This window comes from Rheinheimera sp., from assembly GCF_965283995.1.
GTDB lineage: Bacteria > Pseudomonadota > Gammaproteobacteria > Enterobacterales > Alteromonadaceae > Pararheinheimera.
Genome location: NZ_CBDIQG010000001.1, coordinates 2,765,506 through 2,788,349, shown reverse-complemented (window position 1 = coordinate 2,788,349; position 22,844 = coordinate 2,765,506). Strand labels below are relative to the sequence as shown.

General features: G+C 52.9%; 25 protein-coding genes. 13 read left to right on the top strand and 12 right to left on the bottom strand.

The features are described 5' to 3' along the window. Window positions 1–7: 7 nt before the first annotated feature. The 4 genes from gpsA to ACQ66Q_RS12435 are packed head-to-tail and all read right to left on the bottom strand — an operon-like array spanning window position 8 to window position 2,231. Window positions 8–1,006, bottom strand: a complete 999-nt coding sequence (gene gpsA / locus ACQ66Q_RS12450; RefSeq protein ID WP_430457103.1) for an NAD(P)H-dependent glycerol-3-phosphate dehydrogenase — start codon at window positions 1,004–1,006, stop codon at window positions 8–10. An 18-nt stretch (window positions 1,007–1,024) separates the two neighbouring features. Beyond that, window positions 1,025–1,507, bottom strand: coding sequence for a protein-export chaperone SecB (gene secB, locus ACQ66Q_RS12445; RefSeq protein ID WP_208932002.1), 483 nt, complete (start codon window positions 1,505–1,507; stop codon window positions 1,025–1,027). Between the two features lie 21 nt (window positions 1,508–1,528). Then, complete coding sequence (gene grxC, locus ACQ66Q_RS12440) at window positions 1,529–1,792, bottom strand: glutaredoxin 3 (protein WP_377244491.1); 264 nt, start codon at window positions 1,790–1,792, stop codon at window positions 1,529–1,531. Between the two features lie 13 nt (window positions 1,793–1,805). After that, window positions 1,806–2,231, bottom strand: a complete 426-nt coding sequence (locus ACQ66Q_RS12435; RefSeq protein WP_430457102.1) for a rhodanese-like domain-containing protein — start codon at window positions 2,229–2,231, stop codon at window positions 1,806–1,808. Window positions 2,232–2,456: 225 nt separating this feature from the next. Here ACQ66Q_RS12435 and gpmM point away from each other — a divergent pair, with 225 nt between their 5' ends. From gpmM to ACQ66Q_RS12420, 3 genes are read left to right on the top strand one after another with little or no spacing between them, the layout of a single operon-like run. Continuing rightward, on the top strand, window positions 2,457–4,001 hold the full coding sequence (gpmM, locus tag ACQ66Q_RS12430; protein WP_430457101.1) for a 2,3-bisphosphoglycerate-independent phosphoglycerate mutase: 1,545 nt from the start codon (window positions 2,457–2,459) through the stop codon (window positions 3,999–4,001). Continuing rightward, a complete protein-coding gene (locus ACQ66Q_RS12425; RefSeq protein ID WP_430457100.1) occupies window positions 4,001–5,158 on the top strand; it encodes a murein hydrolase activator EnvC family protein in 1,158 nt (385 codons plus the stop codon). The genes gpmM and ACQ66Q_RS12425 overlap by 1 nt, the downstream gene beginning before the upstream one ends. A gap of 50 nt (window positions 5,159–5,208) precedes the next feature. Continuing rightward, window positions 5,209–6,294, top strand: a complete 1,086-nt coding sequence (locus tag ACQ66Q_RS12420; RefSeq protein WP_430457099.1) for a divergent polysaccharide deacetylase family protein — start codon at window positions 5,209–5,211, stop codon at window positions 6,292–6,294. A gap of 211 nt (window positions 6,295–6,505) precedes the next feature. Here the strand turns inward: ACQ66Q_RS12420 and rpoH are convergent, their stop codons facing one another. Then, window positions 6,506–7,360: an RNA polymerase sigma factor RpoH gene (rpoH, locus tag ACQ66Q_RS12415; protein ID WP_208932008.1), complete on the bottom strand. Its 855-nt coding sequence runs from the start codon at window positions 7,358–7,360 to the stop codon at window positions 6,506–6,508. Window positions 7,361–7,631: 271 nt separating this feature from the next. Between rpoH and ACQ66Q_RS12410 the strand changes: the two genes are divergently transcribed. Then, the gene (locus ACQ66Q_RS12410) at window positions 7,632–8,855 is read left to right on the top strand and encodes an EAL and HDOD domain-containing protein (protein WP_430457098.1); all 1,224 of its coding nucleotides are present in this window, start codon (window positions 7,632–7,634) and stop codon (window positions 8,853–8,855) included. 14 nt (window positions 8,856–8,869) lie between these two features. On the opposite strand, the gene ftsX is transcribed toward ACQ66Q_RS12410, so the two are convergent. The 3 genes from ftsX to ftsY are packed head-to-tail and all read right to left on the bottom strand — an operon-like array spanning window position 8,870 to window position 11,852. Then, a complete protein-coding gene (gene ftsX, locus ACQ66Q_RS12405; RefSeq protein ID WP_430457097.1) occupies window positions 8,870–9,844 on the bottom strand; it encodes a permease-like cell division protein FtsX in 975 nt (324 codons plus the stop codon). Further along, window positions 9,841–10,524, bottom strand: coding sequence for a cell division ATP-binding protein FtsE (ftsE, locus tag ACQ66Q_RS12400; protein WP_430457096.1), 684 nt, complete (start codon window positions 10,522–10,524; stop codon window positions 9,841–9,843). Before ftsE ends, ftsX begins: the two co-directional genes overlap by 4 nt. A 2-nt stretch (window positions 10,525–10,526) precedes the next feature. Then, a complete protein-coding gene (gene ftsY, locus ACQ66Q_RS12395; protein WP_430457095.1) occupies window positions 10,527–11,852 on the bottom strand; it encodes a signal recognition particle-docking protein FtsY in 1,326 nt (441 codons plus the stop codon). A gap of 80 nt (window positions 11,853–11,932) precedes the next feature. Here ftsY and rsmD point away from each other — a divergent pair, with 80 nt between their 5' ends. After that, the gene (gene rsmD / locus ACQ66Q_RS12390; RefSeq protein ID WP_430457094.1) at window positions 11,933–12,565 is read left to right on the top strand and encodes a 16S rRNA (guanine(966)-N(2))-methyltransferase RsmD; all 633 of its coding nucleotides are present in this window, start codon (window positions 11,933–11,935) and stop codon (window positions 12,563–12,565) included. 18 nt (window positions 12,566–12,583) lie between these two features. Here the strand turns inward: rsmD and ACQ66Q_RS12385 are convergent, their stop codons facing one another. From ACQ66Q_RS12385 to ACQ66Q_RS12375, 3 genes are all read right to left on the bottom strand, one after another. Beyond that, complete coding sequence (locus ACQ66Q_RS12385) at window positions 12,584–13,186, bottom strand: YjaG family protein (protein WP_430457093.1); 603 nt, start codon at window positions 13,184–13,186, stop codon at window positions 12,584–12,586. A gap of 88 nt (window positions 13,187–13,274) precedes the next feature. Next, entirely contained in the window at window positions 13,275–14,552 is a 1,278-nt protein-coding gene (locus ACQ66Q_RS12380) for a hypothetical protein (RefSeq protein WP_430457092.1), read from the bottom strand. Between the two features lie 3 nt (window positions 14,553–14,555). Next, complete coding sequence (locus tag ACQ66Q_RS12375) at window positions 14,556–15,152, bottom strand: YhgN family NAAT transporter (RefSeq protein WP_430457091.1); 597 nt, start codon at window positions 15,150–15,152, stop codon at window positions 14,556–14,558. Window positions 15,153–15,273: 121 nt separating this feature from the next. Between ACQ66Q_RS12375 and ACQ66Q_RS12370 the strand changes: the two genes are divergently transcribed. Both ACQ66Q_RS12370 and ACQ66Q_RS12365 read left to right on the top strand, forming a co-directional pair. Continuing rightward, complete coding sequence (locus tag ACQ66Q_RS12370; RefSeq protein WP_430457090.1) at window positions 15,274–15,672, top strand: DUF2721 domain-containing protein; 399 nt, start codon at window positions 15,274–15,276, stop codon at window positions 15,670–15,672. A gap of 87 nt (window positions 15,673–15,759) precedes the next feature. Further along, window positions 15,760–17,316: a DUF3369 domain-containing protein gene (locus ACQ66Q_RS12365; RefSeq protein WP_430457089.1), complete on the top strand. Its 1,557-nt coding sequence runs from the start codon at window positions 15,760–15,762 to the stop codon at window positions 17,314–17,316. Between the two features lie 25 nt (window positions 17,317–17,341). Here the strand turns inward: ACQ66Q_RS12365 and ACQ66Q_RS12360 are convergent, their stop codons facing one another. Further along, window positions 17,342–17,929, bottom strand: a complete 588-nt coding sequence (locus ACQ66Q_RS12360; protein WP_430457088.1) for a DUF3833 family protein — start codon at window positions 17,927–17,929, stop codon at window positions 17,342–17,344. Window positions 17,930–18,248: 319 nt separating this feature from the next. Here ACQ66Q_RS12360 and ACQ66Q_RS12355 point away from each other — a divergent pair, with 319 nt between their 5' ends. The 6 genes from ACQ66Q_RS12355 (at window position 18,249) to ACQ66Q_RS12330 (ending at window position 22,822) form a co-directional block, all read left to right on the top strand. Further along, entirely contained in the window at window positions 18,249–18,812 is a 564-nt protein-coding gene (locus tag ACQ66Q_RS12355; RefSeq protein WP_430457087.1) for an RNA polymerase sigma factor, read from the top strand. After that, window positions 18,787–19,305: a hypothetical protein gene (locus ACQ66Q_RS12350; protein WP_430457086.1), complete on the top strand. Its 519-nt coding sequence runs from the start codon at window positions 18,787–18,789 to the stop codon at window positions 19,303–19,305. Before ACQ66Q_RS12355 ends, ACQ66Q_RS12350 begins: the two co-directional genes overlap by 26 nt. Window position 19,306: 1 nt before the next feature. Further along, a complete protein-coding gene (locus ACQ66Q_RS12345) occupies window positions 19,307–19,435 on the top strand; it encodes a hypothetical protein (protein ID WP_430457085.1) in 129 nt (42 codons plus the stop codon). Window positions 19,436–19,459: 24 nt separating this feature from the next. Then, window positions 19,460–20,392, top strand: coding sequence for a hypothetical protein (locus tag ACQ66Q_RS12340; protein ID WP_430457084.1), 933 nt, complete (start codon window positions 19,460–19,462; stop codon window positions 20,390–20,392). Window positions 20,393–20,559: 167 nt separating this feature from the next. After that, entirely contained in the window at window positions 20,560–21,153 is a 594-nt protein-coding gene (locus tag ACQ66Q_RS12335) for a 2OG-Fe(II) oxygenase (RefSeq protein ID WP_430457083.1), read from the top strand. A 97-nt stretch (window positions 21,154–21,250) separates the two neighbouring features. Then, window positions 21,251–22,822 (top strand): methyl-accepting chemotaxis protein, encoded by a 1,572-nt coding sequence (locus tag ACQ66Q_RS12330; RefSeq protein ID WP_430457082.1) that lies wholly within the window; start codon window positions 21,251–21,253, stop codon window positions 22,820–22,822. Window positions 22,823–22,844: the final 22 nt, after the last annotated feature.

Sequence of the window (22,844 nt, the reverse complement as noted above, 5' to 3'; positions counted from 1 at the left end):
TGCGGTGTTATTCGTCGCGTTTTTCGCGGCCCAACAGATCAAGCGCGGCAGCTCGGGCATCTTTGCCCTGGTACAACACCTGATAAATTTGTTCAGTGATCGGCATTTCGACACCAACACGGGTGGCCAGATTATAAACTTCGCGAGCGTTGCGATAACCTTCAACCACTTGTCCGATCTGCGTGATCGCATCTTCAACGCCAACGCCCTGCCCTAACAGCAAGCCAAAACGGCGGTTGCGGGACTGGTTATCAGTACAGGTCAGGACTAAATCACCTAAACCTGCCATCCCCATAAACGTTTCTTTTTTCGCGCCTAAAGCACAACCTAAACGGCACATTTCGGTCAGGCCGCGCGTAATTAAAGCCGTGCGGGCATTCGCGCCAAAGCCAATGCCATCGGCCATACCGGCACCAATCGCAATGACATTTTTCACTGCGCCGCCAAGCTGCACGCCGATAAAATCAGGATTGGTATAAACACGGAAGGTTTTGCCGCAGTGCAGCAAGTCTGAAAGCACGGTAATAAATTCGGCGTCGGTCGACGATAAAGAAATCGCTGTAGGCAGGCCTTTTGCCAGTTCTTTGGCAAAGGTCGGGCCGGATAACACGGCCAGCGACACATCGTCACCCAAAATATCGCGTGCAACGTCCTGTAATAACCGGCCGCTGTCCGGCTCCAGGCCTTTGGTGGCCCAGGCCACACGAGCGTGTGGTAATAAAAACGGTTTTATTTGCCGTAAGGTATCGGCAAAAGCATGACTGGGCACTACCACCAGCACATTCTGGCTGGCTTTGACAGCGGCTTCCAGATCAGCAGTCACTTCCAGCTGCTCTGGTAACACAATCTCCGGCAAATAACGGTGATTGATCCGATCCCGCGTCATAGCCGCGATATCATCAGCATTGCGGCCCCATAACAAGGTGTGATGCCCGTTACGCGCCAGACAAATCGCCAGCGCCGTGCCGTAAGAGCCGGCGCCCAATACCGTAATTGCCGAAGTCATGTTCATGCTGCTGGCTGCTTAGTTTGGCAGCTGCGCCTGAGCTTCCGCCTGACGTTGTTGCACATATTGAGCAAACAGCGCGTCAAAGTTAACCGGAGCCAGGTTCAGTTGTGGGAAAGTTCCACGGTTTACCAGATTTGCCACGGTTTCACGGGCATATGGGAACAGAATATTCGGGCAGAAAGAGGCCAGCATGTGGGCCATTTGTGCGTCCTGCAATTCAGGCACCGCAAAGATACCGGCTTGTTGCACTTCACACAGGAACGCTGTTTCGCCGCCTACTGTAGTAGTAACAGTCAGCGACAGGATGACTTCAAACATGTTGTCTTCCAGCTTTTCGCTGCGCGTGTCCAGGTCCAGTTTTACTTCTGGTTGCCATTCTTTGCGGAAAATTGCCGGTGCATTTGGTGATTCAAACGAAATGTCTTTGACATAAATGCGCTGGATTGCAAATGGGACTTGCTGCTCATCCGCAGCTGGGTTCAGTTGTTCGTCGGCCATGATGGTTCCCTGAAAATACGGTTAAAGTTGCAGCAGTGTGTCTAACCGACCCTGCGCGTCAAGCGCATGCAGGTCGTCACAGCCACCGATATGTTGGTCATTGATGAAGATTTGCGGCACAGTGCTGCGTCCGCCCGATCTTGCAATCATTTCGGGTCTGAGCTCAGGTTGTGCGTCGATTTTAATTTCGTTAAACACAACACCTTTGTGGCTGAGCAGAGCCTTTGCGCGCACACAATACGGACAATATTCTTTAGTGTAAATAGTGACGCTGGGACTGCTCATGGACCTGCTCCGGTTATTTTTTTACCACAGGTAAACTGGCTTCCGCCCATTTACCCATACCACCGCTCAGCACAGATACGCGACTGAAACCGGCGGCTGACAGTTGTTTGGCTGCACCTTGCGCGGACATACCTGCCTGACAGACCACTATAATGGGTGCGTCTTTGGCCTTTTCAAGGCTGCTGATTTGGCTGGAAAGCTGCGCCAGAGGAATATTGCGGGCGCCGGTGATGTGGCCGCGTTTAAAGTCATCGTTGCTACGGATATCCAGCACCAGCGCATCTTCACGGTTGACTTGTAAAGTCAGCTCGGTCGTGCTGACAAATTTGATTTTGGAAAACAATGACTGCACATAACTGACGATAATCGCCAGCAGCAGACCTACCCAGATCACCACGACAATCGGGTGATTTCCGGCAAATTCGACGTATTGTTGCATAACATTCCGTTCAGTTGGTCAAAGCTCAGGCGCCGGAGTATAACGGGTTTCAATGGCAAAAACAGCCCTTCACCCGCCGCCCCAGCACGCATGTGGTAAAGGCTGCGGCTGATTGCGCAGTTTCTGCACAGCATTGATTGGAGTCACCGCCGAATTTCGGTAAGATGAATAGCGAATCGAGATAAAGATAAATGTTGATCAAGCAACGAGAAAGCGGAGCATGTTATGGCGAAGTCTGGCAAACCCCTGGTACTTTTGATTCTGGATGGATGGGGCTATCGCGAAGACCCGGCTGATAATGCCATTGCGCAGGCCAATACCCCGGTGATGGACCGGTTGTGGCGTGATTGTCCGCATAGCCTGATTTCAGGCTCAGGTCTGGACGTCGGTCTGCCTGACGGTCAAATGGGCAATTCTGAAGTCGGCCATGTCAATTTAGGCTCAGGCCGGGTGGTGTATCAGGAACTGACCCGCATCACCAAAGCCATCAGCGATGGCGATTTTTTCGAAAATCCGGTGCTGACCGGCGCAGTGCAAACCGCAGTACAAGCCGGTAAAGCCGTGCATTTAATGGGCTTATTATCGCCAGGTGGTGTGCACAGCCACGAAGACCATCTGATTGCGATGATCGAACTGGCCGCACGCCAGGGCGCTGACAAAATTTATCTGCATGCATTCCTCGATGGCCGCGACACGCCGCCACGCAGTGCAGAAGCATCATTATTACGCGTCGAGCAACGCTGCCGCGAACTGGGCAAAGGTCAGATCGCCAGTGTCATTGGCCGCTATTTTGCGATGGACCGTGACAAACGTTGGGACCGCGTCGAACAAGCCTATGATTTAATTGTTGATGGCGTCGCCGCATACACAGCAACCGACGCAGTGTCTGCACTGCAGGCTGCGTATGAGCGTGGTGAAAATGACGAATTCGTCAAAGCCACTGCGATTGTCGGCAACGATGGCAAGCCGGTACAGTTACAGGATGGCGATGCGCTGATCTTTATGAATTTCCGTGCCGATCGCGCCCGTCAGTTCAGCCGCACTTTCACTGAACCCACTTTTGACGCCTTTGCCCGCAAACGGGTGGTGCAGCTGGGCGCTTTTGTCCAGCTGACCGAATACGCTGCCGATATCAAAGCCCCGGTAGCCTATCCGCCGGAGAGCCTGAATAATGTGCTTGGCGAATGGCTGGCAAAACACCAGAAAACCCAGTTGCGCATTTCCGAAACGGAAAAATATGCTCATGTCACCTTTTTCTTCAGCGGTGGCCGCGAGGATGTATTCGCCGGCGAAGAACGCATTTTAGTGCCGTCACCCAATGTCGCCACTTATGACCTGCAGCCGGAGATGAACTCGACGCTGCTGACCGACAAACTGGTGGACGCGATTCACTCCGGCAAGTTTGACGTGATTATCTGCAATTATCCGAATGGTGATATGGTTGGTCATACCGGAATTCTGTCTGCGGCCATCAAAGCGGTAGAAGCCGTCGACCACTGTATTGGCCGGGTGGTTGCTGCGCTGGAAAGCGTCGGTGGTGAATGTATCATCACCGCGGATCATGGCAATGCCGAGCAGATGGTCGACCACGAATCCGGTCAGGCCCATACCGCTCACACCTCAGATCCGGTGCCGCTGATTTATGTCGGCCGGCCGGCGGATGTGGTTAACGGCGGTATTCTTAGCGATATAGCGCCCACCATGCTGACGCTGCTTGGCATGCCGGTGCCGGCCGAAATGACCGGTAAAGTGCTGTTCCGCGTCCGGTGATGCGACTCAATCGCCAGCGGGCGCGATCGGTACCGATAAGCATTAGCCTGCTACTGAGCCTGTTGCTGAGTCTGTCAGCACAGGCCCAGCAATCCGACACAGCGAAAGCACGGCAGGAACTCAAATCGGTGCAGCAGGATATCGCGCACACCGAACAGCAACGCCAGCAGCAGCAACAACAGCTTCAGGACACAGAACAACAGCTGAAACAGGCAGATCTGCGCTTAGCCGAAGCGGCTGCTGCGGTCGCAGTGCAACAACAGCAGTTGCAGGCACTGGACGAAAAAATGGCTGAACTGGCGCTCCGGCAACAACAGCTGGAGCAGCAACGACAAACGCAGCAACAGTTGTTGGCTGCGCAGGTCAAAGCGGCTTATCAGGTCGGCGGCCACGACTACACCCAACTGCTGCTGAATCAGCAGGATGCGTTAAAACTTGAGCGTTTGCTGACCTATTATCAGTACTTCAACAACGCCCGCATCAAACAACTCCAGGCGTTGAAACAAACAGTCAGTGAGCTGCAACAGCTGACCACAGTGCAGCAACAAACCCGGCATGAACAAAGTTTGCGACTGGATGAACTGACTTCGCAGCAACAGGATTTAGTCGCAGCAAAAAATCAGCAACAACAAAGTGTGCTGAAACTCAGACAGCTGCTGGATGAACAAAAACAGCAACTGGCGTACCTCAAAGGCAATGAAAAAAGCCTGCAAAGCACTATCACCAAGTTAAAGGCTGAAGCGGCCAATCGCAGACTGACTTATAAAGGCAAAAAGCAAGGCCAGTTACCATGGCCGGTGCAGGGTGCGTTAGCGCAGAAGTTTGGAGCCGCACAAGGCGGCCAGACCACGGCCAGCGGGATTTTGATCCAGGCCAGCAATGGCCAGCCGGTGCGCGCAGTCGCGGATGGCCAGGTGATTTATGCCGATTGGTTAAGGGGTTATGGTTGGGTCATTGTGCTGGACCACGGCAACGGCCTGATGAGTTTATATGGCCATAACCAGAGTCTGCTGAAATCCCCGGGCGATGTCGTGCGTAGTGGCGACCATGTCGCGCTGGTTGGCCAGAGTGGTGGCCGTGATCGCAGTGGGCTTTATTTCGAAATCAGGCAAAAAGGTGCAGCGGTTGACCCGTTGCGCTGGTTGCGAAATCCGTAACAACAGGCATAATGCCGGCCTGAAATTCAGCCGGCGCTTTGCCAAGATCAGTGAATCAATCCAGCGTGCGTATTTTCCAGTCGTTATGTGTTCTCAGTTGTTTCTGGTTGTCGGTACAGGCGCAATCGCTGCCACCGCAAGTGGCCATTATTATTGATGATATTGGTTATCAGAAAGTCGATCCGGACATTATCCGGCTGCCCTATCCGCTGACCGTCGCGGTAATGCCATTCACGCCAAATGGCGTTGAAATGACGGCCTTAGCCAGTCAGCATGGCAAAGAAATCATGTTACACATGCCGATGGAAGCAGTGGCGCAGAACCATCTACTAGGCAAAGGCGCGCTGCGCCGACCGATGAACAAGCAACAGGTGCAGCAAGCGCTGCACAAAGCGCTCGACAGCGTGCCGCAGGCTATTGGTATTAATAACCATATGGGCAGCCTCTACACGTCGCTGCCAGAACAAATGGATTGGGTCGTCGAAGTGGTTGCCGCACGCCGGTTGTACTTTATCGATAGCAAAACCACTGGCAAAAGTGTGGTTCCCGCCATCACGCAAAAGCATGGGGTTAAAAGCCGCAGCCGTGACGTGTTCCTCGACAATGATAAGTCTTACAAAGCACTGGATCGCCAGTTTAATCAACTGATCCACCTGGCAAAACAACATGGTCATGCCGTGGCAATCGGCCACCCTTATCCGGAAACTTACCGCTACCTGAAGAAAAATCTACCGCGGTTGGCACAACAAGGGATTAAAGTGGTGCCGGCATCGGCGCTACTGGATTTGCCAGCTGCACCGGCACAGTTGATTGCCAGTACAGCTAAACTCCCGGCCCAGCACTCAGCCCATTTGCCGGCGAAAGCGAAATCGGTGGCGGCAACACTGCCGACAGACACGGCCAGTATGCCGACAACGACCCCAGCGCAGGATACAGAACCAACGCCGGCAGCGCTCAGCGACGTCGTCGAGCCTGTGCCTGAGTTAATTCCGTGGCATCCGCCCTATCTGCCGCAACTGCCAGGCTTTGATACGCCTGCGGCATTACCGGTGCCGGAACCCGCGTGGCGGCGATTCTACCCGCAACCGGCAGAGATACCGGCCCCGGCCTCACCGCTGCCGTTATTGCTGCGCTAAAGATTCATTCCATGGACATCGCCGAAAAGCTCTGGGTACCAAGTACGTGGTACCCAATACCTGCATTGTGCCATTTGCAGAGCAAATGGCGTTCATCAGGCGAAACGCCAAACTGTTGGCGTTTCGAAAGCCCTGCTTCACCATACCGTCCTTCCATGGACATAAAAAAATGCCAGAGCAAGCTCTGGCATTTTTTTTGGTGATGAAGAACTCAGGCGACCATCGCCGCGTGTAACTTTTTCATCGCATTCTTTTCCAGCTGACGTACCCGCTCAGCCGACACCTGATAACGGTCTGCCAGCTCTTGCAGCGTCAGTTTTTCATTATCCAGCCAACGGGCGCGGATAATATCCTGACTACGTTCATCCAGCGTGCGCACTGCGGCCTGTAAGCGTTCCAGGGCGGCACCTTCGCTTTGATCTTCTTCAAAGTTGTTCGCCAGATCAGAGTTTTTATCGTCAAGGAAAAACACCGGCGCACTGAAGTTGTTGTCATCATCATCGTCTTGCGCATCAAACGCCAGATCATGGTTGCTCATGCGCGCTTCCATTTCCCGCACTTCATATTCAGGCACACCTAAAGATGCAGCGACGTTTTTCACTTCATCGTGGCTGAACCAACCCAGATTTTTCTTTGATTTACGCAGATTAAAAAACAGTTTGCGTTGTGCCTTGGTGGTCGCAACTTTGACGATCCGCCAGTTTTTCAGCACAAATTCATGAATTTCAGCTTTGATCCAGTGCACGGCAAAAGACACCAGCCGCACGCCAACAGAAGGATCAAAACGTTTCACTGCTTTCATCAGGCCGATATTGCCTTCTTGTACCAGGTCGCCAATCGGCAGACCGTAACCTGAATAGCTGCGGGCGATGTGCACGACAAACCGTAAGTGCGACATAATCAGCTGGCGGGCGGCATCAAGGTCGCCGTGTTGCTGCAGACGTTCAGCCAGAGCGCGTTCCTCTTCAGCCGATAGCATCGATATAGTGCTGACAGCGTGAGTATAAGCTTCGAGGCTACCGCTACCGGCGACTGACAATGTCATCAATTGATTCGCTTTGGTCATGAACAAACTCCTATGGAGATCTGAAAGTGGACTCATGTTAGCACTCTTTGACAGAGAGTGCTAATGGCAGTTCCCGCGTTTTTAAGAACCGAATTGTATTAAAATGTGAATTTGAGAATATAACTTCATAAGACAAACGCCGATTTTCCGATATGCTCAAAGTACCTCATCAGCTGTCTGGTCCACTTTGACACATCGGACGTTGGCAACCGCCAGACCTGAATACCGCTATGCTTACGGCCGGTTTCGGCCATTGGTTCAGGAGTTGTAGATGTATTGTTATCTGGCGCGCCAGCCGATCTTAGATCAGCACAAAAACCTGTTTGGTTATGAATTATTGTTCCGCGACGGCGTGCAAAACAGCTTTCCCAATATCAATGCGGATGAAGCCACGTCAAAACTCATCACCGAACATCACTTGCTGATGGGCGTAGAAAAAATTACCGGCGGCCATCAGGCCTTTATCAATTTCTCTGCCGACACCTTAATCCACCACTTTCCAACATCAATAGACCCTAAAAGCATGGTGATTGAAGTGCTGGAAACAGTGCCGATCAGCATGGAGTTACTGACGGCCTGCCGTGAGCTGCACCGGATGGGCTATCAGCTGGCGTTGGATGATCACGACTTTGACCCCAAATGGGACATTTTCCTGCCTTATATCAGCTTTATCAAAGTCGACGTGCGCCAGTTTAATATTCTGCAGATCAGTAAATATGTGTCGCGGGTCAAACATCACCCGGTCACCTTACTGGCCGAAAAAGTCGAAACGCAGGCTGAATTTGAAAAACTGCTGCAACTGGGTTTTACCTTATTTCATGGTTACTTCTTTGCCCGGCCAGAAATGCTCAAACACAAAAAAATCGCCAGCAGTAAATTGAATCTGCTGTTACTGATCGCTGAGTCCAGCGCCATCCGTCTTGATTTTGAAAAGCTGACGGCGATTGTTGAACGCGATCTGGGGTTGTCTTACAAGCTGCTGCGTTTTGTTAACAGCGCCAGCTTTGCCAGAGAACAGCCCATCGGCTCGCTGAAGCATGCCATGGTGTACATGGGCGAAGGGGAACTGAAGAAATTTATCGCGCTATTGGCGCTGGCCAATCTGAAAGAAGATGGCCCGGATGAGCTGTTACATATGTCGATCGTCCGGGCGCGGTTTTGCGACCAGTTGGCCGCGATGATGGGCGACGCCGATAACCCGCCGGCTGCTTTTTTAACCGGCTTGTTTTCTCTGGTTGATGCCTTACTGGAACAGCCGTTGCAGCTGCTGCTGGACGACTTACCGATCCTGCCGGAGATTAAAGCCGCCTTGCTGGAACATCAGGGCCGGTTGGGATTATACCTGTTGCTGACTAAGGCTTATGAGAATGGGGAGTGGGAACAACAACAGCAACTCACGCTGCAATTGTTTGGCAAGGCCCGAGATTTAAGCATGACTTATCTGGACGCGGTCAGCTGGGCACATGGTCTGATGCAAGAAGCGGCGGCTGGCTGATCCGTCGGTCTGGCCTAACAGGGCTCAATCGCTTTGATATGGCTACGGACGGCCAGATAGGAACCGACCAGACCAAGGCCAACGGCGATCAACATCAGGATGCCAAACTCCTGCAGCGTCAGCACATTTAAACTAAAGCCGCTCTGATACAGCTGAGTCACATTAGCAATAGCGCCACGTAACCAGAACAACATCAGTTCAATCACCAAAAACGCCAGAAAACCGCCAAATACGCCGAGCCAGATCCCGGTGTACAAAAATGGCCGTTGGATAAAACTATCAGTGGCCCCCACCAGTTTCATCACTTCGATTTCGGCCTTTTTATCCATGATAAGTAAACGGATGGTATTACCAATCACCAGTAAAGCACCGCAGAGCAACAACGCAGCTATGGTATAAACCACTTGCTGCACCAACGACATAATAGCCGCCAGCCGCTCCAGCCAGCTGATATCCAGTTTGGCCAGCTCGACAAAACGTTCTTGTTGCAGTTTATTCATTAAAGCTTCGGCTGCAGCCGGTTTGCTCTGGCTGGGAGTTACCAGCAACACATCCGGCAACGGGTTTTGATCTAAAAAGGTGATCGCTTCGCCAAAACCGGACTCCTGCTTAAATTCAGCCATCGCTGCAGTTTTGTCGATCAACCGCACTTTGCCGACATCGCGGTCGCCCTGTAGCAGGGTGACCAGGGTCGCAATATCGGTCTCAGTGACATCGTTTTTCAAAAACAGGCTGATCTCAAAAGACTGATCGTAATTACTGCTGACTTGCTGCAGGTTTTTCACCAGTACATGCAAAGTCGCCGGCAACGTCATGCTGACGCCCAGAACCGCGATGGTGACCAGCGTCCAGACCGGACTGCGCCACAATTCACCGAGGCTCGATACGGCCTGACGCAGATGCGTCACAACCCCCATCATCAGCTTCTGCAATATACCGGGCGCGCTGTCACTGGCGCCGCTGGCGCGGCCATTAAACAGGATACTCATAAAGTCTCCTCGCTATGCATCAGGCCATCGTTGATCATTTTGCCGGATTTTAGCGTCATCGTGCGATAGCGCATCCTGGCGATCAGGCTTAAGTCGTGGCTGGCAACCAGCACTGAGACTCCGGCCTGATTAAAGGCTTCAAACACCCGCATGATATCTTTGGATAAATCCGGGTCGAGGTTACCGGTCGGTTCATCCGCCAGCAATAATGGTGGTTTATTCACGACTGCACGGGCAATGCCAACCCGTTGCGCTTCACCGCCGGACAAGGTCGCCGGCAAACACCGCGCTTTGTCGAGCAAACCGACCTGATCAAGCGCCGCGTGCACCCGACGTGCCATATCCCGGCCGGTAAAGCCTTCAATCACCAGCGGCAATGCAACGTTATCAAACACAGTGTGATTCATCAGCAGGCGGTGGTCCTGGAAAATCATGCCGATATCGCGCCGGACATAAGGAATTTGCCCCGGCTTGATGCCGGACAGGTCGATGCCATTAATGACAACCCGACCCGTCGATGGCCGTTCGATTAGGCTAATGAGCTTGAGCATGGTACTTTTTCCGGCGCCGGAGTGACCGGTTAAAAAGGCCATTTCGCCTTTTTGCAGTTCAAAACTCACCCGATCCAAAGCGACAAAACCGCCCGGATAGCTCTTGCTCACCTGCTCAAATCGAAGCATGCTCAGAATTCCCTGTTAAACAGCGCGCGGATGAAGTCTCTGCTCTGGAACACCCGTAAATCGTCAATGCCTTCGCCTACACCGATATAACGGATTGGCAAACTAAACTGGTCGGCAATCGCGAAGATCACGCCGCCTTTGGCCGTGCCATCGAGTTTGGTCAGCGTAATGCCGGTCAACTGTACTGCTTCGTGGAATAATTTGGCCTGACTGAGTGCATTCTGACCGGTGCCGGCGTCCAGCGTCAACATCACTTCATGCGGTGCGGCACCGTCGATTTTTTTCATCACCCGGACGATCTTTTTCAGCTCTTCCATCAGATGCGCTTTGTTCTGCAGACGGCCGGCAGTGTCGGCAATCAACACGTCCACTTTGCGCGCTTTGGCGGCCTGATAGGCATCAAAAATCACCGATGCACTGTCGGCGCCACTATGCTGGGCAATCACCGGGATCTCATTGCGTTCGCCCCAGACCTGCAGCTGTTCGACTGCAGCAGCACGGAAAGTGTCGCCCGCCGCCAGCATCACAGATTTACCCTGTTGCTTAAATTGTTGCGCCAGTTTGCCGATGGTGGTGGTTTTACCGACACCGTTCACACCAACCATCAGAATGACATAAGGCCCGCTGCTGCTGTCGATTTGCAGTGGTTGCTCCACTTTATCCAGTAACAAGGCCATCTCGTCCTGCAGTTTTTCGTACAGCACTTCGGCGTCTTTCAGCTGACGACGATTCGCATCCGCGACCAACTGTTTAATCAGTTTTTGTGTGGTTTCTACGCCGACGTCAGCGAGTAACAGCTGAGTTTCCAGCTCTTCGTACAGCTCGTCGTCGATTTTTTTGCCGAGGAATAAACTGGCAAGCCCAGCGCCTAAATTCTGGCTGGTTTTCGCCAGGCCTTGTTTCAGCCGGGCAAAAAAACCTGGTTTTTTTGGGTTATCGCTGCTGGCGGGCGCGACAGTCGCTGCAGCAATCACTGGCACTGACTCTGCAATCGCCGGTGGCGTCACTTCGATTTCAATTGCAGCCGCAGAGTCCGCTGGGACAATGACCTCAGGCACAGCGACTGGTGTAACCAATACCTCAGCGGCTACAGCCGCAGCCTGCGTGGCTTCCAGAGCTGGTGTTGCCGGATTGTCTGTCACAACCGGGGGTTCTGCCGTCACGGCAGTCGTCGGTTCAGCGCTGGCCGTGTCGGTTTGAATCACTGCAGAGGCCGGAGTAGCCGGGAAAGCATCGGGCTTGGTATCCGCCACAGCCTCAGGCGTGACCGGGGCCGGATCTTTTTTGCCAAAACCCAGCCAGGAAAATAGTTTATTCGGTTTAGTCATAAGGTTCGCTGTCAGATTGTCGAAACTGCGGTAAAATCGACGCTTATAGTATCACCTTTATTCTAAGTGCATAAACCCTGATGAAAAGCCGCTCCCCTGCCCTGCAGTCCCGTCCTAAAACCAGCACCACCGCCCCAGCACAACCGGGGGAAGTCCGTATCATCAGCGGGCAGTGGCGCGGCCGCAAACTGCCGGTGCTGGATGTAATGGGTTTAAGGCCAACCACAGACCGGGTTAAAGAGACGTTGTTTAACTGGCTGATGCAGGATACGCAGGGCCGCGTGGTACTGGACTGTTTCAGCGGCAGCGGCAGCCTGGCTTTTGAGGCCTTGTCCCGTCATGCTCACAGTGCGTTATTGCTCGAACGCGACAGCAAGGCCGCTGCCCAGCTCAAACAAAATCTGGCGCGACTGCAGTGCAGCAATGCGGAAGTCCGGCAGACCGATACGATGCAATTCCTCGCAGGGCCGGCCATCCAGCAATTTGATTTGGTATTTATTGACCCGCCATTTCGCCAGGGGCTGGCGCTGCCTTGTGCGGCGCTGTTGCAGCAAGGCTGGCTGAAAACCGATGCGCTGATTTATCTGGAGACAGAAAAGGAGCTGGATATCAGAGGCTTGCCAGAGAGTTGGCGCCTCATCAAAGATAAAATTGCCGGTCAGCTGGCGTACCGGCTCTTTGTGTATCAACCGGTAGCCGCCGACGCTGTTTAAACGGCCTGCAGGCTGAACTCAGTTCAGCTCCATACCCAGATTGGTCACGCCCTGCTCTTTGACCCAGGCTTTCAGTTGCTGGATCTGTTCGCGGTCAAATGACTGGATAGCACTACAGATCTCAATTAATTCCGCCAGACAATCCATTTCATAAGCCATTAACTCATGGTCACGCACCACTTTTTTCAGCTCAGCTTCGGTGGTGATATCCAGATCGGCGGATTCATGTTCAATCAACCGGGCCACTGAAGCCTGAGAGATTTTAGCGACGTTAATAAATTCCATGCTGTCTTGCTCGCGGATCCCATTCAGCATGCTGTCGAGCGCAATCATCGCATCCACCGCCGGATAAACACCAAACATATCAAAGTGGCTCACTTCCGGTGTGATCAGCTCCAGTTCGTCCTGTAACCGTTCAAAGTTTATTTTGGCACGGCGCACCTGTAACCATTCCCACACCAAATCCAGCGTATGCCGCGGCAATGCCGCATCACCAAAACTACTGACTTCAGCGAACAACTGATAATTCGGCAGCATCCGCTCTAACAAGACAATGGCAACAGCGGCTTGCTGATAAAAGCTCAGCTCGCGCATCTTCTGGAAATTATTGGCTTTTGACATGAATGTGGCGTCCGTAACAGGCTATGCAGCAATGCCGGCCATCATACACAAAGCACAGCGGCACAGCCAGTTTGAGCGGTATCACCGGTTAATTGTTTGATTGCTGCACCAGCTGTTTTTGCGCGTAATCAAACTTCAGGCGAAATTCAGTAGCCTGCTGCTGCAACAACTGGATCTGTTCCTGCGCTTCCGCTTGCTGCGCCTGTAATTGCTGCCGGAGCTGGCGAATCGTCTCGCGCGACTGCTCCGCTTCGGCCTGCTGACGTTCTTCGATACTCTCAACGCGGGCCTGAGCACGGAACAACTGACTTTCCAGTTTGTGCTGCGTTTGCAGCCACGTCTGCTGTTGCTGTTGGAGTGTAGTTAGTTCAGTAACCAGCAGCTGTTGTGCCTGATACTCCGCCTGCTGTGCGCTGTACGAGGCAGCTGTCTCTGCCTGTTGCTGCTGCAGCGTCGTATATGCGCTCTGCAAGGCCAGAAACTGCGCCTGCAGTTCACTGAACTCCTGCTGTTGTTGCTGCAGCTGATGATGTTGCTGTTGTAACTGGGCCAGTTGTTGCTCCAGCACCGTATGCTCAGTGCTGAGTTGTTGCTGACATTGCTGCAGCTCCGCCAGAGCTTGCTGATCTTGCCGGGCGATCGTCAGCTCTTGCTGCAGCGCCTGCAGGTCGGTCTGTTGCTGTGTCGTCAGCATCAGTTGTTGTGCCAGCTGCTGTTCCAGTTTCTGCCGTTGTAAAGCAGCGTGCTCGAGTTGTTGCAGTTGTTGTTCTAACTGCAGCTGTACCTGCTGATCTGCCGAAGTCAGCTGTTGTAGCTGTTCACGCAATTGGTTCAGTTGATGCTGGGCCTGGTCTGACTGCTGCACCGATGTTTGCCGATTTTCAACCAGCTGTCGCTGCGCATCTTGCAGTTCTGCCTGTACTGTCGCCAGCACGCCACTCTGCTGGCGCTGTTGGGCAAGTTCAGTCCTGAGCAGATCCAGCTGTTGCTGTAGCGCCAGCACTTGCTGTTTTTCCTGCCGAAACTCATCCTGACTGAGCCGCAACTGGTCGGCCAACCGGCGCATGGCATCGAGCGCTTCGTCACGTTCTTCTTGTGCAGACTGACTTTGCGCTGTGGCTGCAGCCAACGCCTGTTGATCAGCCTGCGCTTGTTTCTGCGCCGCATTCAGCTGTTGCCGGGTCTGCTGCAAGTCGTGTTGTAATGCTGCCAGTTCAGGCGCTGCTGATGTCGCCTCAGTCCGCCGCAGCTCTTCCTGCCACAGCTGTTGTTGCTGCTGCAGCTGCTGCGCCAGTCCCTGCACCTGCGCACGCAGTTGCAGTTCCGTTTGCTCCAGCCATTGCTGGATCACAGGATCCTGTTGCATTACTCAATCCCACTTAAAATAATGACCGATGCCATTTAACAGCATTTGCACTGAAATGATAACCAGAATCATGCCCATCAGTCGCTCCATTGCGGTCAAACCACGTTCGCCCAGAATGCGGTGCAAGGCCGGCGCAAATAACAAAATGGCTGAACTAATCAGCCAGGCGCCCAATAACGCCAAGGTCCAGTCCAGCATTTGACCCGGTTGCTGATTTGCCAGCAGAATCAATGCCGCCAAAATCGAAGGTCCGGCGATCATCGGTACCGCCAGTGGAAATAAAAACGGTTCTTCACCTTCTTTTAGGCCAATCACGCCGCCTTCCTGTGGAAATATCATCCGCAACGCAATCAGGAATAAAATAATACCGCCGGCAATACTGACCGCTTCTTCTTTCACCCCCAAAATGCTGAGGAACGCCTGACCGCCATACAAAAACAGTAACAAGATCACCAGCGACAGCAGCAATTCGCGCACCAGTACCTTCATGCGGCGTTCGGCTTTGATGTTTTTCAGAATGGCGACCACTATTGGCAAATTGCCAAGTGGATCCATGATCAGAAATAACGTGAGCATCGCGCTCCACAAATCAACCGCCATGCGGAATTCTCCTGTGCATCTGCTATGAAGATCTGAGTATGATCAAAAACTTGCACTGCTGCAGCAGTTTTCGCACTATGGCTGTTGCCCCCGGTAAAACGCCGCTCAGAGGAAATTCACTATGATGACCATCACCACCCCGGCATTGCTGTTTCCCGCCATCTCATTGTTATTGCTGGCGTATACCAACCGCTTTTTGGTGTTGGCACAACTGATTCGCCAGCTGAATAACCGTGAGGGCAATCAGGTGCGCGACCTGGCCAAGCGGCAAATTGAAAATCTGCGCCAACGCATTGTGCTGATCCGCTCAATGCAGCGCTGGGGCGTGATCAGCTTTATTTTATGCACTTTGTCGATGTTTACTTTATTTATGCAATGGGATCTGGCCGGACAGTGGTTTTTTGGCGCCAGTCTGGCCAGTCTGGTGCTGAGTCTGACGGTGTCTTTGTACGAAATTCAGATCTCCTGCAATGCCATTAATATTGAACTGGAATCACTGGAAGCTGCTGACCGGCAATGATGAAGTGGTTCATCACAGAGGATTTTTTTGACAGGCCTGCTACATTCAAAGCAGTAGTTGTATTAACCGGACACTCAGGCCGCCTCTATGTCGAATCAGGATTTTTTGTTTGGTGCTGATCAGGAATTTCAGTCCCTGCCGGACACCCCATCAACCGTATCGGCAGCCGAACCCTGGCTGGTGCTGATTGTTGATGACGATGAGAGTATTCATCAAATCACCAATCTGGTGCTCAAAGGCTTCCAGTTTGAAGGGCGTCCACTGCAATTACTGCATGCCTACAGTGCCAAAGCGGCTTTGTTGGTGTTGGAACAGCACCGGCACATTGCAGTTGCCATTGTCGACGTAGTGATGGAATCCAACCACGCCGGCCTCGATTTAGTCAAAACCATCCGCAGCGATTTAAAAAACCACCAAATCCGCTTAATTCTGCGTACCGGCCAACCCGGCGAAGCGCCGGAAGAGCATGTGATCCGCGATTACGATATTAACGACTACAAAAATAAAACCGAAGTCACGGCGATCAAATTAAAAACGCTGCTGTATTCGGCGCTGCGCGCCTATCGCGATATCTGCATTATTGAAAACAACAAAAAAGGCCTGGAGCGCGTGATCGCTTCCACCGTCAGTTTCCTCGAATGTGACAGTCTGCAGGAATTCGCTTCGATCATTCTCGGTCAGGCCGCCAGCCTACTTGGGCTTGAACATTCACAGATTTTTTGTTGTGCCGCGACCGGCGATCCGAAACAACAACAGCTGTCGTTGGATATCATCGCTGCCAGCGGCTGTGCCACCGGACCAGAGTTTCAGTTGCCGGCGGAAGTAGAACAAAAACTGGCGCAGGTCCATCAGTTAAAACGGTCATTTCATGGCGATGATTATTTTGTCGGTTACTTCACGACGAATCGCGGACTGGAGAATTTCCTCTATGTCAGCAAAGACAGTAAATTTGACCAGATTGACCATCACCTGCTGAGTTATTTCGCCAGTAATATCGCCGTGGCTTACGAAAACGTGCGGCTACGCGAGCTGATTAAAGAAAGCCAGCGTGAACTGTCATATATCCTTGGCGAAGCGGTGGAAAAACGCTCGAAAGAAACCGGTAGTCATGTCAAACGGGTGGCCAATTTCAGTTATTTGCTCGCGATCAAATACGGCTTGTCCGGCTATGACGCAGAAAAAATCAAACTGGCGTCACCACTGCACGATGTCGGGAAAATCGCCATTCCGGATTACATCCTGAACAAGCCCGGTAAACACGACGCCGACGAATGGGCCATCATGCGCACGCATGCCGAAGTCGGCCGTCAGATCTTACAAAAGTCGCAAAACGAAATTCTGCAGTATGGCGCGGTGATCGCACACGAGCATCATGAGCGCTGGGACGGCATGGGCTACCCGCGCGGGCTCAAAGGTGAAGAAATTCATATTGCTGGCCGCATCACAGCGCTGGCTGATGTGTTTGATGCGCTGGCCAGTGAACGCTGTTACAAGCCAGCCTGGCCGATGCCCAAAGTTATGCAATATATGCACGAACAAAAAGGTGCTCAGTTCGACCCGGTGCTGACCGACATCCTGCTTAGCCATATCGATGAGTTTCTGGCGATCCGCGACGCGTTCCCGGACGATAGTACTCAGGCCTGAGAGCGGTCGCGGTCCTTAACCGCTCTCAAGCTTGAGGTGCCGAGCGTTCAGTCTGCTGATAACGCTGAATAAAATCTGTACACGAAGCGTTGGCGTCTTGCTGCTGAATCGATAACGTCAGCTCACCGACCGTCAGCCCGTATTTATGTAGCGTGGAGCGATTCACCAGTTGCTGTGGCGTGACCAGATACAACCAGTCTTTGACTGCCACATCAATACTGCCGTCGACCTGCGGAATGCGTAGCACATACTCCCAATACAGCGTATTGCCGGCGATGCGTCCGCTGGCGGCGCCTACCACATCTTCGGCACTACCACTGATTTGGCCATCCGCACCGACCTGCAGCTGCCAGTGACGTTTATCGGTGCGACCATCGCTGTATAAAAAAATCTCGTACAAATCGCCGCGGTTACCTTGCCACTGGCCACAGAGCTCGGCAGAAAAATGCAAAGTCTGCTGACCACGCCAGTTCTGCAGTACGCCAAAGGCCTGACTGCTACCGCTAAAGAAACCGGGTAACGTCAATTTGGGTTGCATCTGCTGGTAGTCATCCAGCGATTGACTACAACCACTGAGCAAGAGCAGGATAACGGGCGCAGTGACAAGTTTCATTTACAGTTCCGGGTTTGATTGCAGATACTGCAGTTACGCTGGAAATCTCTCGTTGGATCTGCCGCAGCCACCGCTGCAGCCTGATGTTGAGCGCTAGATCAGCCAGGCCGCCCCATTTGTCCGGCCGGACTTGTGGCATGTGCTGGAGCTGGTGCCTCAGTCCCTGCTGGCGGATCACAAAACCAGGAACTGGAAGTGCATGAAATAAAATGCTTTTTTGGCATAATTGCAAAATAATCGAATTTTTTCCGATTTTGCCAAACTATATACTTTCGAGCCCCGACCAAGGCATATCAACAACGCAAAAACAGACAGCACAGTGTTTAAACGCAGCGACGAAACCCTAATAGAAAAAGCCATCCATGGCGACGAGCGAGCCTGGCACCAGCTGGTCGGTCGCTATCAGTCGGCTTTGTACTATTACAGCCTGCGGTTGACGGGCAACCCGGACGACGCCCGTGACTTGTTACAGGACGTATTGCTAGTGTTGTGCCGGAATTTGTCACAGTTTCGCGGTGACAGCAGTTTTAAAACCTGGTTATTCGGCATTGCAAACTACCGCGCCATGGATATGTTGCGAAAACGCAAACCAACACAGGATCTGGATGATTTACCGGAACTGGAACATGAAGATCAACCCAGCCACGAACAGCGTTTATCAGCTCAACAAACGCAGCTGCTGGTGCAGCAAAAATTAACAACACTACCGCCGGAGCAAAAACTGGTGGTCGAGTTGCGGTTTTATCAGCACTTTACCTTTGACGAAATTGCCGACCAATTGGCGATTTCAAGCAATACAGTGAAATCAAGATTTTACAGCGCCCTGGATAAACTCCGGGTGCAATTGGAGGACCACGATGTCGAACAGTCAGCAAGTTTTTGACGCCTGGCTCGCCGGTGATCTGACCACCGATGCCTGCCGCAAAGCCCTATCGGCTGATCCGGTTTGGCGGGCGCGTTTTGAGACGGCCGCCCAGCTGCAACAACTGGCGCGGCAGCCGGATTATGCGCCGGTGCCACAAGTCGACACCAGCAGCATGTTCCGCCAGCAATGGGGCCATAAAACCGCCCGCACCACGTCCTGGTGGCCGCGCCTCAGCGTGGGCATGTCGGCGCTGGCGCTGGTGATTAGCATGTCGCCTCTGAGTCTGCAGGTACAAAACGGTGGTATTGCGCTGCGCTGGAGCGAGGTCGACCCGCTGGAAATGCAGCTCCAGGTGCAACAACAAGTGGCAGCACAGCTGGCCAGCTATAAAACCGAACAACAACAGTATCTGCAAACCCAAATGCAGACACAACAGCAACAACAGGCGTCGCAGCTGATCCTGCTGAAGGATTATCTGACTGAAGCCGAACAGAACAAACCGGCGCGGTGACATGCTGGAACTGGTGGAATACCTCAACCAGCAACGACAGGCCGACTGGCAATACTGGCAGGACAATGTCCAGCCAACCCAGGCGCGACTGAATTACAGCCCGGATAACCGCATTAATCGCCAAAATTAACGCCCCAACTAATGGAGTTGTGTGATGAAACTGATCTCTTCTGTGGCAGCCGCCGTGCTGCTGACTTTATCGACGGGTGGCCATGCGGCGACGCAGGTCAGTGATAAACTGAAGCAAAATCTGGAAATTATGCGGGATATCCTGCAAAAATCGATGGAACACTCAGGTCATTCGTCTGGCGTCGGCCGGATTGACCTGAGTTATCTGGCCGGTCAGGGTGTGTTATTCCAAACCCGCACATCCGGTGGTTTTGGTCACTTTTTTGCGGTAGCCCCTGTTGCACCGCTCCCACCGGTTGCGCCGATTTCCCCCCCGGACCTGCAAGCGATCACCGATCAGGCCAGTGCAGTTGCGCAAGCCGCTTTAGCCGGTCATGCCGTTGATGAAGACCAGCTACAGGAATTGCAGGAGCAGGCCGAACTTGCTGCTGAACAAATGATGGAACAGCATGAACGGATGCGCGATCAAAGCCGCGAACTACGCGAGCAAAAACGCGATTTGGAACGCGATTTACGTGATGTGCAGCGGGAAAAACGCGATGTTGAATTCTCCGGCAAAGTCGGCAAACTGGATGCCGAGCAGCAAAAACAGTTAACTCAACTGACAGCTAAAGAAGCGGCTCTGGCAAAACAAGTCAAAGAGATGCAGCAAAAATATGATGCTGCCGAACAGGAAATGCTGAAAAAACGCCAGGAACAAGCCAAAATTGCCCAGCAAAAACAAACTGAGCTGATCGCACAGGTCGGCAGCAAATTTGCCGCCACTTTATGTGATTACGGTGCCAGTCTGCGTGAATTAAAAGACAGCGAATTTGTCTCGCTGCAACTGTCCACTGACGGCGGCCGCGACAGCAGAGATATTTATTGGGTATTTAAAAAATCTGATATTAATCAATGCATCAGTGGCAAGCTGGGCGCAGAATCATTGCTGAAAAAAGCGGACTATTATCAGTATTAAGCACAGCAGAGCTAGCTGAAGCCACGATACCGGGTCTGCCATGCAGACCCGGCTTTTTTTGTTAAACCACCTGCGTTCCTCAAATTAATCCAGTCACAGACTTGACAGTCCTGCCGTCGCTGCGTAAAAAGCCCTTCCAGTAAGCACCATCACTGAAGGGATCTGAGATGACAGTCAGCCCATTGCCTGAGCCTGCCTGGTTAACCGACGCCATTGAACAGTTTTATCTGCATGGACTTGTCGTGATCCCCAAAGCATTGCCAGACAGCCTTTGTCAGCAATTGCGCGAGGAAGCACAGCAGGCGCAGTTAAAACCAGCCGGCATCGGCCGGGGCCAGGACTTACAACTGGACCCGGACATTCGCCGCGATCAGACCTTATGGCTCGATGGCAGCTCTGACGCGCAGCAGCAATATCTGGCCTTAATGTCGTTCATCCAGCAAGCGGCTAACCGCCGGTGTTTTCTTGGCCTGACCCATCACGAAGCGCATTTTGCCCGCTACCAGCGCGGTGATTTTTATCAGAAACATCTGGACGCCTTTACCGGCCGCTCCAGTCGGGTGCTGACCACAGTGTGTTACCTCAATGACGTGACCAGCGGCGGCGCGTTACAGATTTACGACGACAACGACTCGCCATTGCTGCAAGTCCAGCCACAGGCCAGCACGCTGGTGTTGTTTGAAAGTGCCCGCTTTCCGCATGAAGTATTACCGGCGGACTCGACCCGTTTCAGCATCGCGGGGTGGTTTCGCATAGATTAGAAATAACTGAACTTTTCCTGACAAAACGCCTGACTGAGCTATGCTCAGCGATGATTCCCCCAGATTTTCATACATTTACCAAAAAGGATTTAACCGGATGCGCCAGAATTTGCCGATCACGACGCGCGAGCGGACCTTTCCTGCTGGTCAGAAACTGATTTCGACCACAGATTTAAAGGGCACTATCACTTACGCCAACGATGCATTTGTCGCCATTAGTGGCTTCTCCCGTAGTGAACTTGTAGGCCAGCATCACAACATTGTCCGCCATCCCGAGATGCCGGCAGCCGCTTTTAAAACCATGTGGCAACATTTACAGCAAGGCAAAGCCTGGATGGGACTGGTGAAAAATCGCTGTAAAAACGGCGATTTTTATTGGGTCCACGCCTATGTCACTCCCATTAGCGAAATGGGGAAAGTTGTTGGTTATGAATCGGTACGCGTGGTGCCGGACCGTCAGCTGGTGCAACATGCCAATGAGATGTACGCGCAGATTAATGCCGGCAAAACGCCAAAAGGCCGCAGTTCTGCGCTGGCTTACCAGCTCGGCTGGTACGCGTTGCCGGGTCTGTCGCTGATAGGCGCAGCGGTTTGTTTCGCGGTGGGCAGTGTCGGCTGGACCGCCGGACTCGCTGCAGTCGCGGCAATCGCCTCGATGGCCACGATGCAGCTGCGCAGTAACAGCGAGCTCGCGGTGTTACGTCAGGCGATGCAACATCCGTTTACCGATAACCTGGCCGTGTTGACTTATGCCCGGCATGGCGGAGCTTTAGGTGAGCTGGAAGTCGCGCTGACCGCCAGTAATTCGCATCTGGATACGATGCTGACGCGGATTGAAGATTCCGCCACCACGGTCGCGCAACGCTCAGTGTCTGCTTATGAATTGTCCAATCAGTCCGTGCAGCATCTGCAACAACAGCAGCAACAAACGGAGCTGGTTGCCACTGCGATGCATCAGATGACCACGACTATCGCCGAAGTTGCCAGCCATGTGCAGGAAACTGCGACCAAAGCCAATGACGCCGATATGCTGGCCCGGCAAGGCTCCGCCATTGCCCGCCAAACGCGTGAGGCCATTTTGCAGCTGCAGCAAACTGTCAACGGTGTGAGTCAGGCGGTCACTACGCTCGCCGGTCAAACCAGCTTGATTAATCAGGCGGCACAAATCATTGAACAAATCGCCGATCAAACCAATCTGCTGGCATTAAACGCCGCGATTGAAGCGGCGCGCGCCGGAGAACAAGGCCGTGGTTTTGCCGTAGTTGCCGATGAAGTCCGTCATCTGGCATCCCGTACGACCGAATCCACCCGGCAGATTTATCAGATCATCCGGCAACTGTCTGAGCAGGCAAAAAGCTCGGTCACAGTGGCTGAAAACGGTGTGCAGGATGCGGCGGTTGGCGTGTCTAAAGTGCAGGAAGCGGAGCAAATGCTGAGCGGGATCAGCGAAGTGGTGATAGGTATCGCCAGTATGGCGACGCAAATGGCCGCTGCGGTCGAGCAACAATCGCACGTTGCTGAAGACATTAATCAGCAAGTCGTATCAATCTCTACGCTGGCCAATGACAGCATGCAAAGCGGCAAAGAGGTGTGTCACAGCAGCGAGCAGTTAAACAACACCGCAGAAGAACTGCATGAGCTGGTCCTGCGTTTTCGCCGCGATGTCTGACAGACTTTAACGCATGACGTTG

What these genes read in the sequence shown, in the direction of transcription:
- ACQ66Q_RS12360 (WP_430457088.1), bottom strand. Translation starts at nt 17,929, where the DNA reads ATGAAACTTGTCACTGCGCCCGTTATCCTGCTCTTGCTCAGTGGTTGT.
- ACQ66Q_RS12335 (WP_430457083.1), top strand. Translation starts at nt 20,560, where the DNA reads ATGACAGTCAGCCCATTGCCTGAGCCTGCCTGGTTAACCGACGCCATT.
- ACQ66Q_RS12340 (WP_430457084.1), top strand. Translation starts at nt 19,460, where the DNA reads ATGAAACTGATCTCTTCTGTGGCAGCCGCCGTGCTGCTGACTTTATCG.
- gpsA (WP_430457103.1), bottom strand. Translation starts at nt 1,006, where the DNA reads ATGACTTCGGCAATTACGGTATTGGGCGCCGGCTCTTACGGCACGGCG.
- ACQ66Q_RS12410 (WP_430457098.1), top strand. Translation starts at nt 7,632, where the DNA reads ATGTATTGTTATCTGGCGCGCCAGCCGATCTTAGATCAGCACAAAAAC.
- rsmD (WP_430457094.1), top strand. Translation starts at nt 11,933, where the DNA reads ATGAAAAGCCGCTCCCCTGCCCTGCAGTCCCGTCCTAAAACCAGCACC.
- ACQ66Q_RS12425 (WP_430457100.1), top strand. Translation starts at nt 4,001, where the DNA reads ATGCGACTCAATCGCCAGCGGGCGCGATCGGTACCGATAAGCATTAGC.
- ACQ66Q_RS12345 (WP_430457085.1), top strand. Translation starts at nt 19,307, where the DNA reads ATGCTGGAACTGGTGGAATACCTCAACCAGCAACGACAGGCCGACTGG.
- ACQ66Q_RS12380 (WP_430457092.1), bottom strand. Translation starts at nt 14,552, where the DNA reads ATGCAACAGGATCCTGTGATCCAGCAATGGCTGGAGCAAACGGAACTG.
- gpmM (WP_430457101.1), top strand. Translation starts at nt 2,457, where the DNA reads ATGGCGAAGTCTGGCAAACCCCTGGTACTTTTGATTCTGGATGGATGG.
- ACQ66Q_RS12375 (WP_430457091.1), bottom strand. Translation starts at nt 15,152, where the DNA reads ATGGCGGTTGATTTGTGGAGCGCGATGCTCACGTTATTTCTGATCATG.
- secB (WP_208932002.1), bottom strand. Translation starts at nt 1,507, where the DNA reads ATGGCCGACGAACAACTGAACCCAGCTGCGGATGAGCAGCAAGTCCCA.
- ACQ66Q_RS12330 (WP_430457082.1), top strand. Translation starts at nt 21,251, where the DNA reads ATGCGCCAGAATTTGCCGATCACGACGCGCGAGCGGACCTTTCCTGCT.
- ftsE (WP_430457096.1), bottom strand. Translation starts at nt 10,524, where the DNA reads ATGCTTCGATTTGAGCAGGTGAGCAAGAGCTATCCGGGCGGTTTTGTC.
- ACQ66Q_RS12370 (WP_430457090.1), top strand. Translation starts at nt 15,274, where the DNA reads ATGATGACCATCACCACCCCGGCATTGCTGTTTCCCGCCATCTCATTG.
- ACQ66Q_RS12365 (WP_430457089.1), top strand. Translation starts at nt 15,760, where the DNA reads ATGTCGAATCAGGATTTTTTGTTTGGTGCTGATCAGGAATTTCAGTCC.
- ftsY (WP_430457095.1), bottom strand. Translation starts at nt 11,852, where the DNA reads ATGACTAAACCGAATAAACTATTTTCCTGGCTGGGTTTTGGCAAAAAA.
- rpoH (WP_208932008.1), bottom strand. Translation starts at nt 7,360, where the DNA reads ATGACCAAAGCGAATCAATTGATGACATTGTCAGTCGCCGGTAGCGGT.
- ACQ66Q_RS12435 (WP_430457102.1), bottom strand. Translation starts at nt 2,231, where the DNA reads ATGCAACAATACGTCGAATTTGCCGGAAATCACCCGATTGTCGTGGTG.
- grxC (WP_377244491.1), bottom strand. Translation starts at nt 1,792, where the DNA reads ATGAGCAGTCCCAGCGTCACTATTTACACTAAAGAATATTGTCCGTAT.
- ftsX (WP_430457097.1), bottom strand. Translation starts at nt 9,844, where the DNA reads ATGAGTATCCTGTTTAATGGCCGCGCCAGCGGCGCCAGTGACAGCGCG.
- ACQ66Q_RS12350 (WP_430457086.1), top strand. Translation starts at nt 18,787, where the DNA reads ATGTCGAACAGTCAGCAAGTTTTTGACGCCTGGCTCGCCGGTGATCTG.
- ACQ66Q_RS12385 (WP_430457093.1), bottom strand. Translation starts at nt 13,186, where the DNA reads ATGTCAAAAGCCAATAATTTCCAGAAGATGCGCGAGCTGAGCTTTTAT.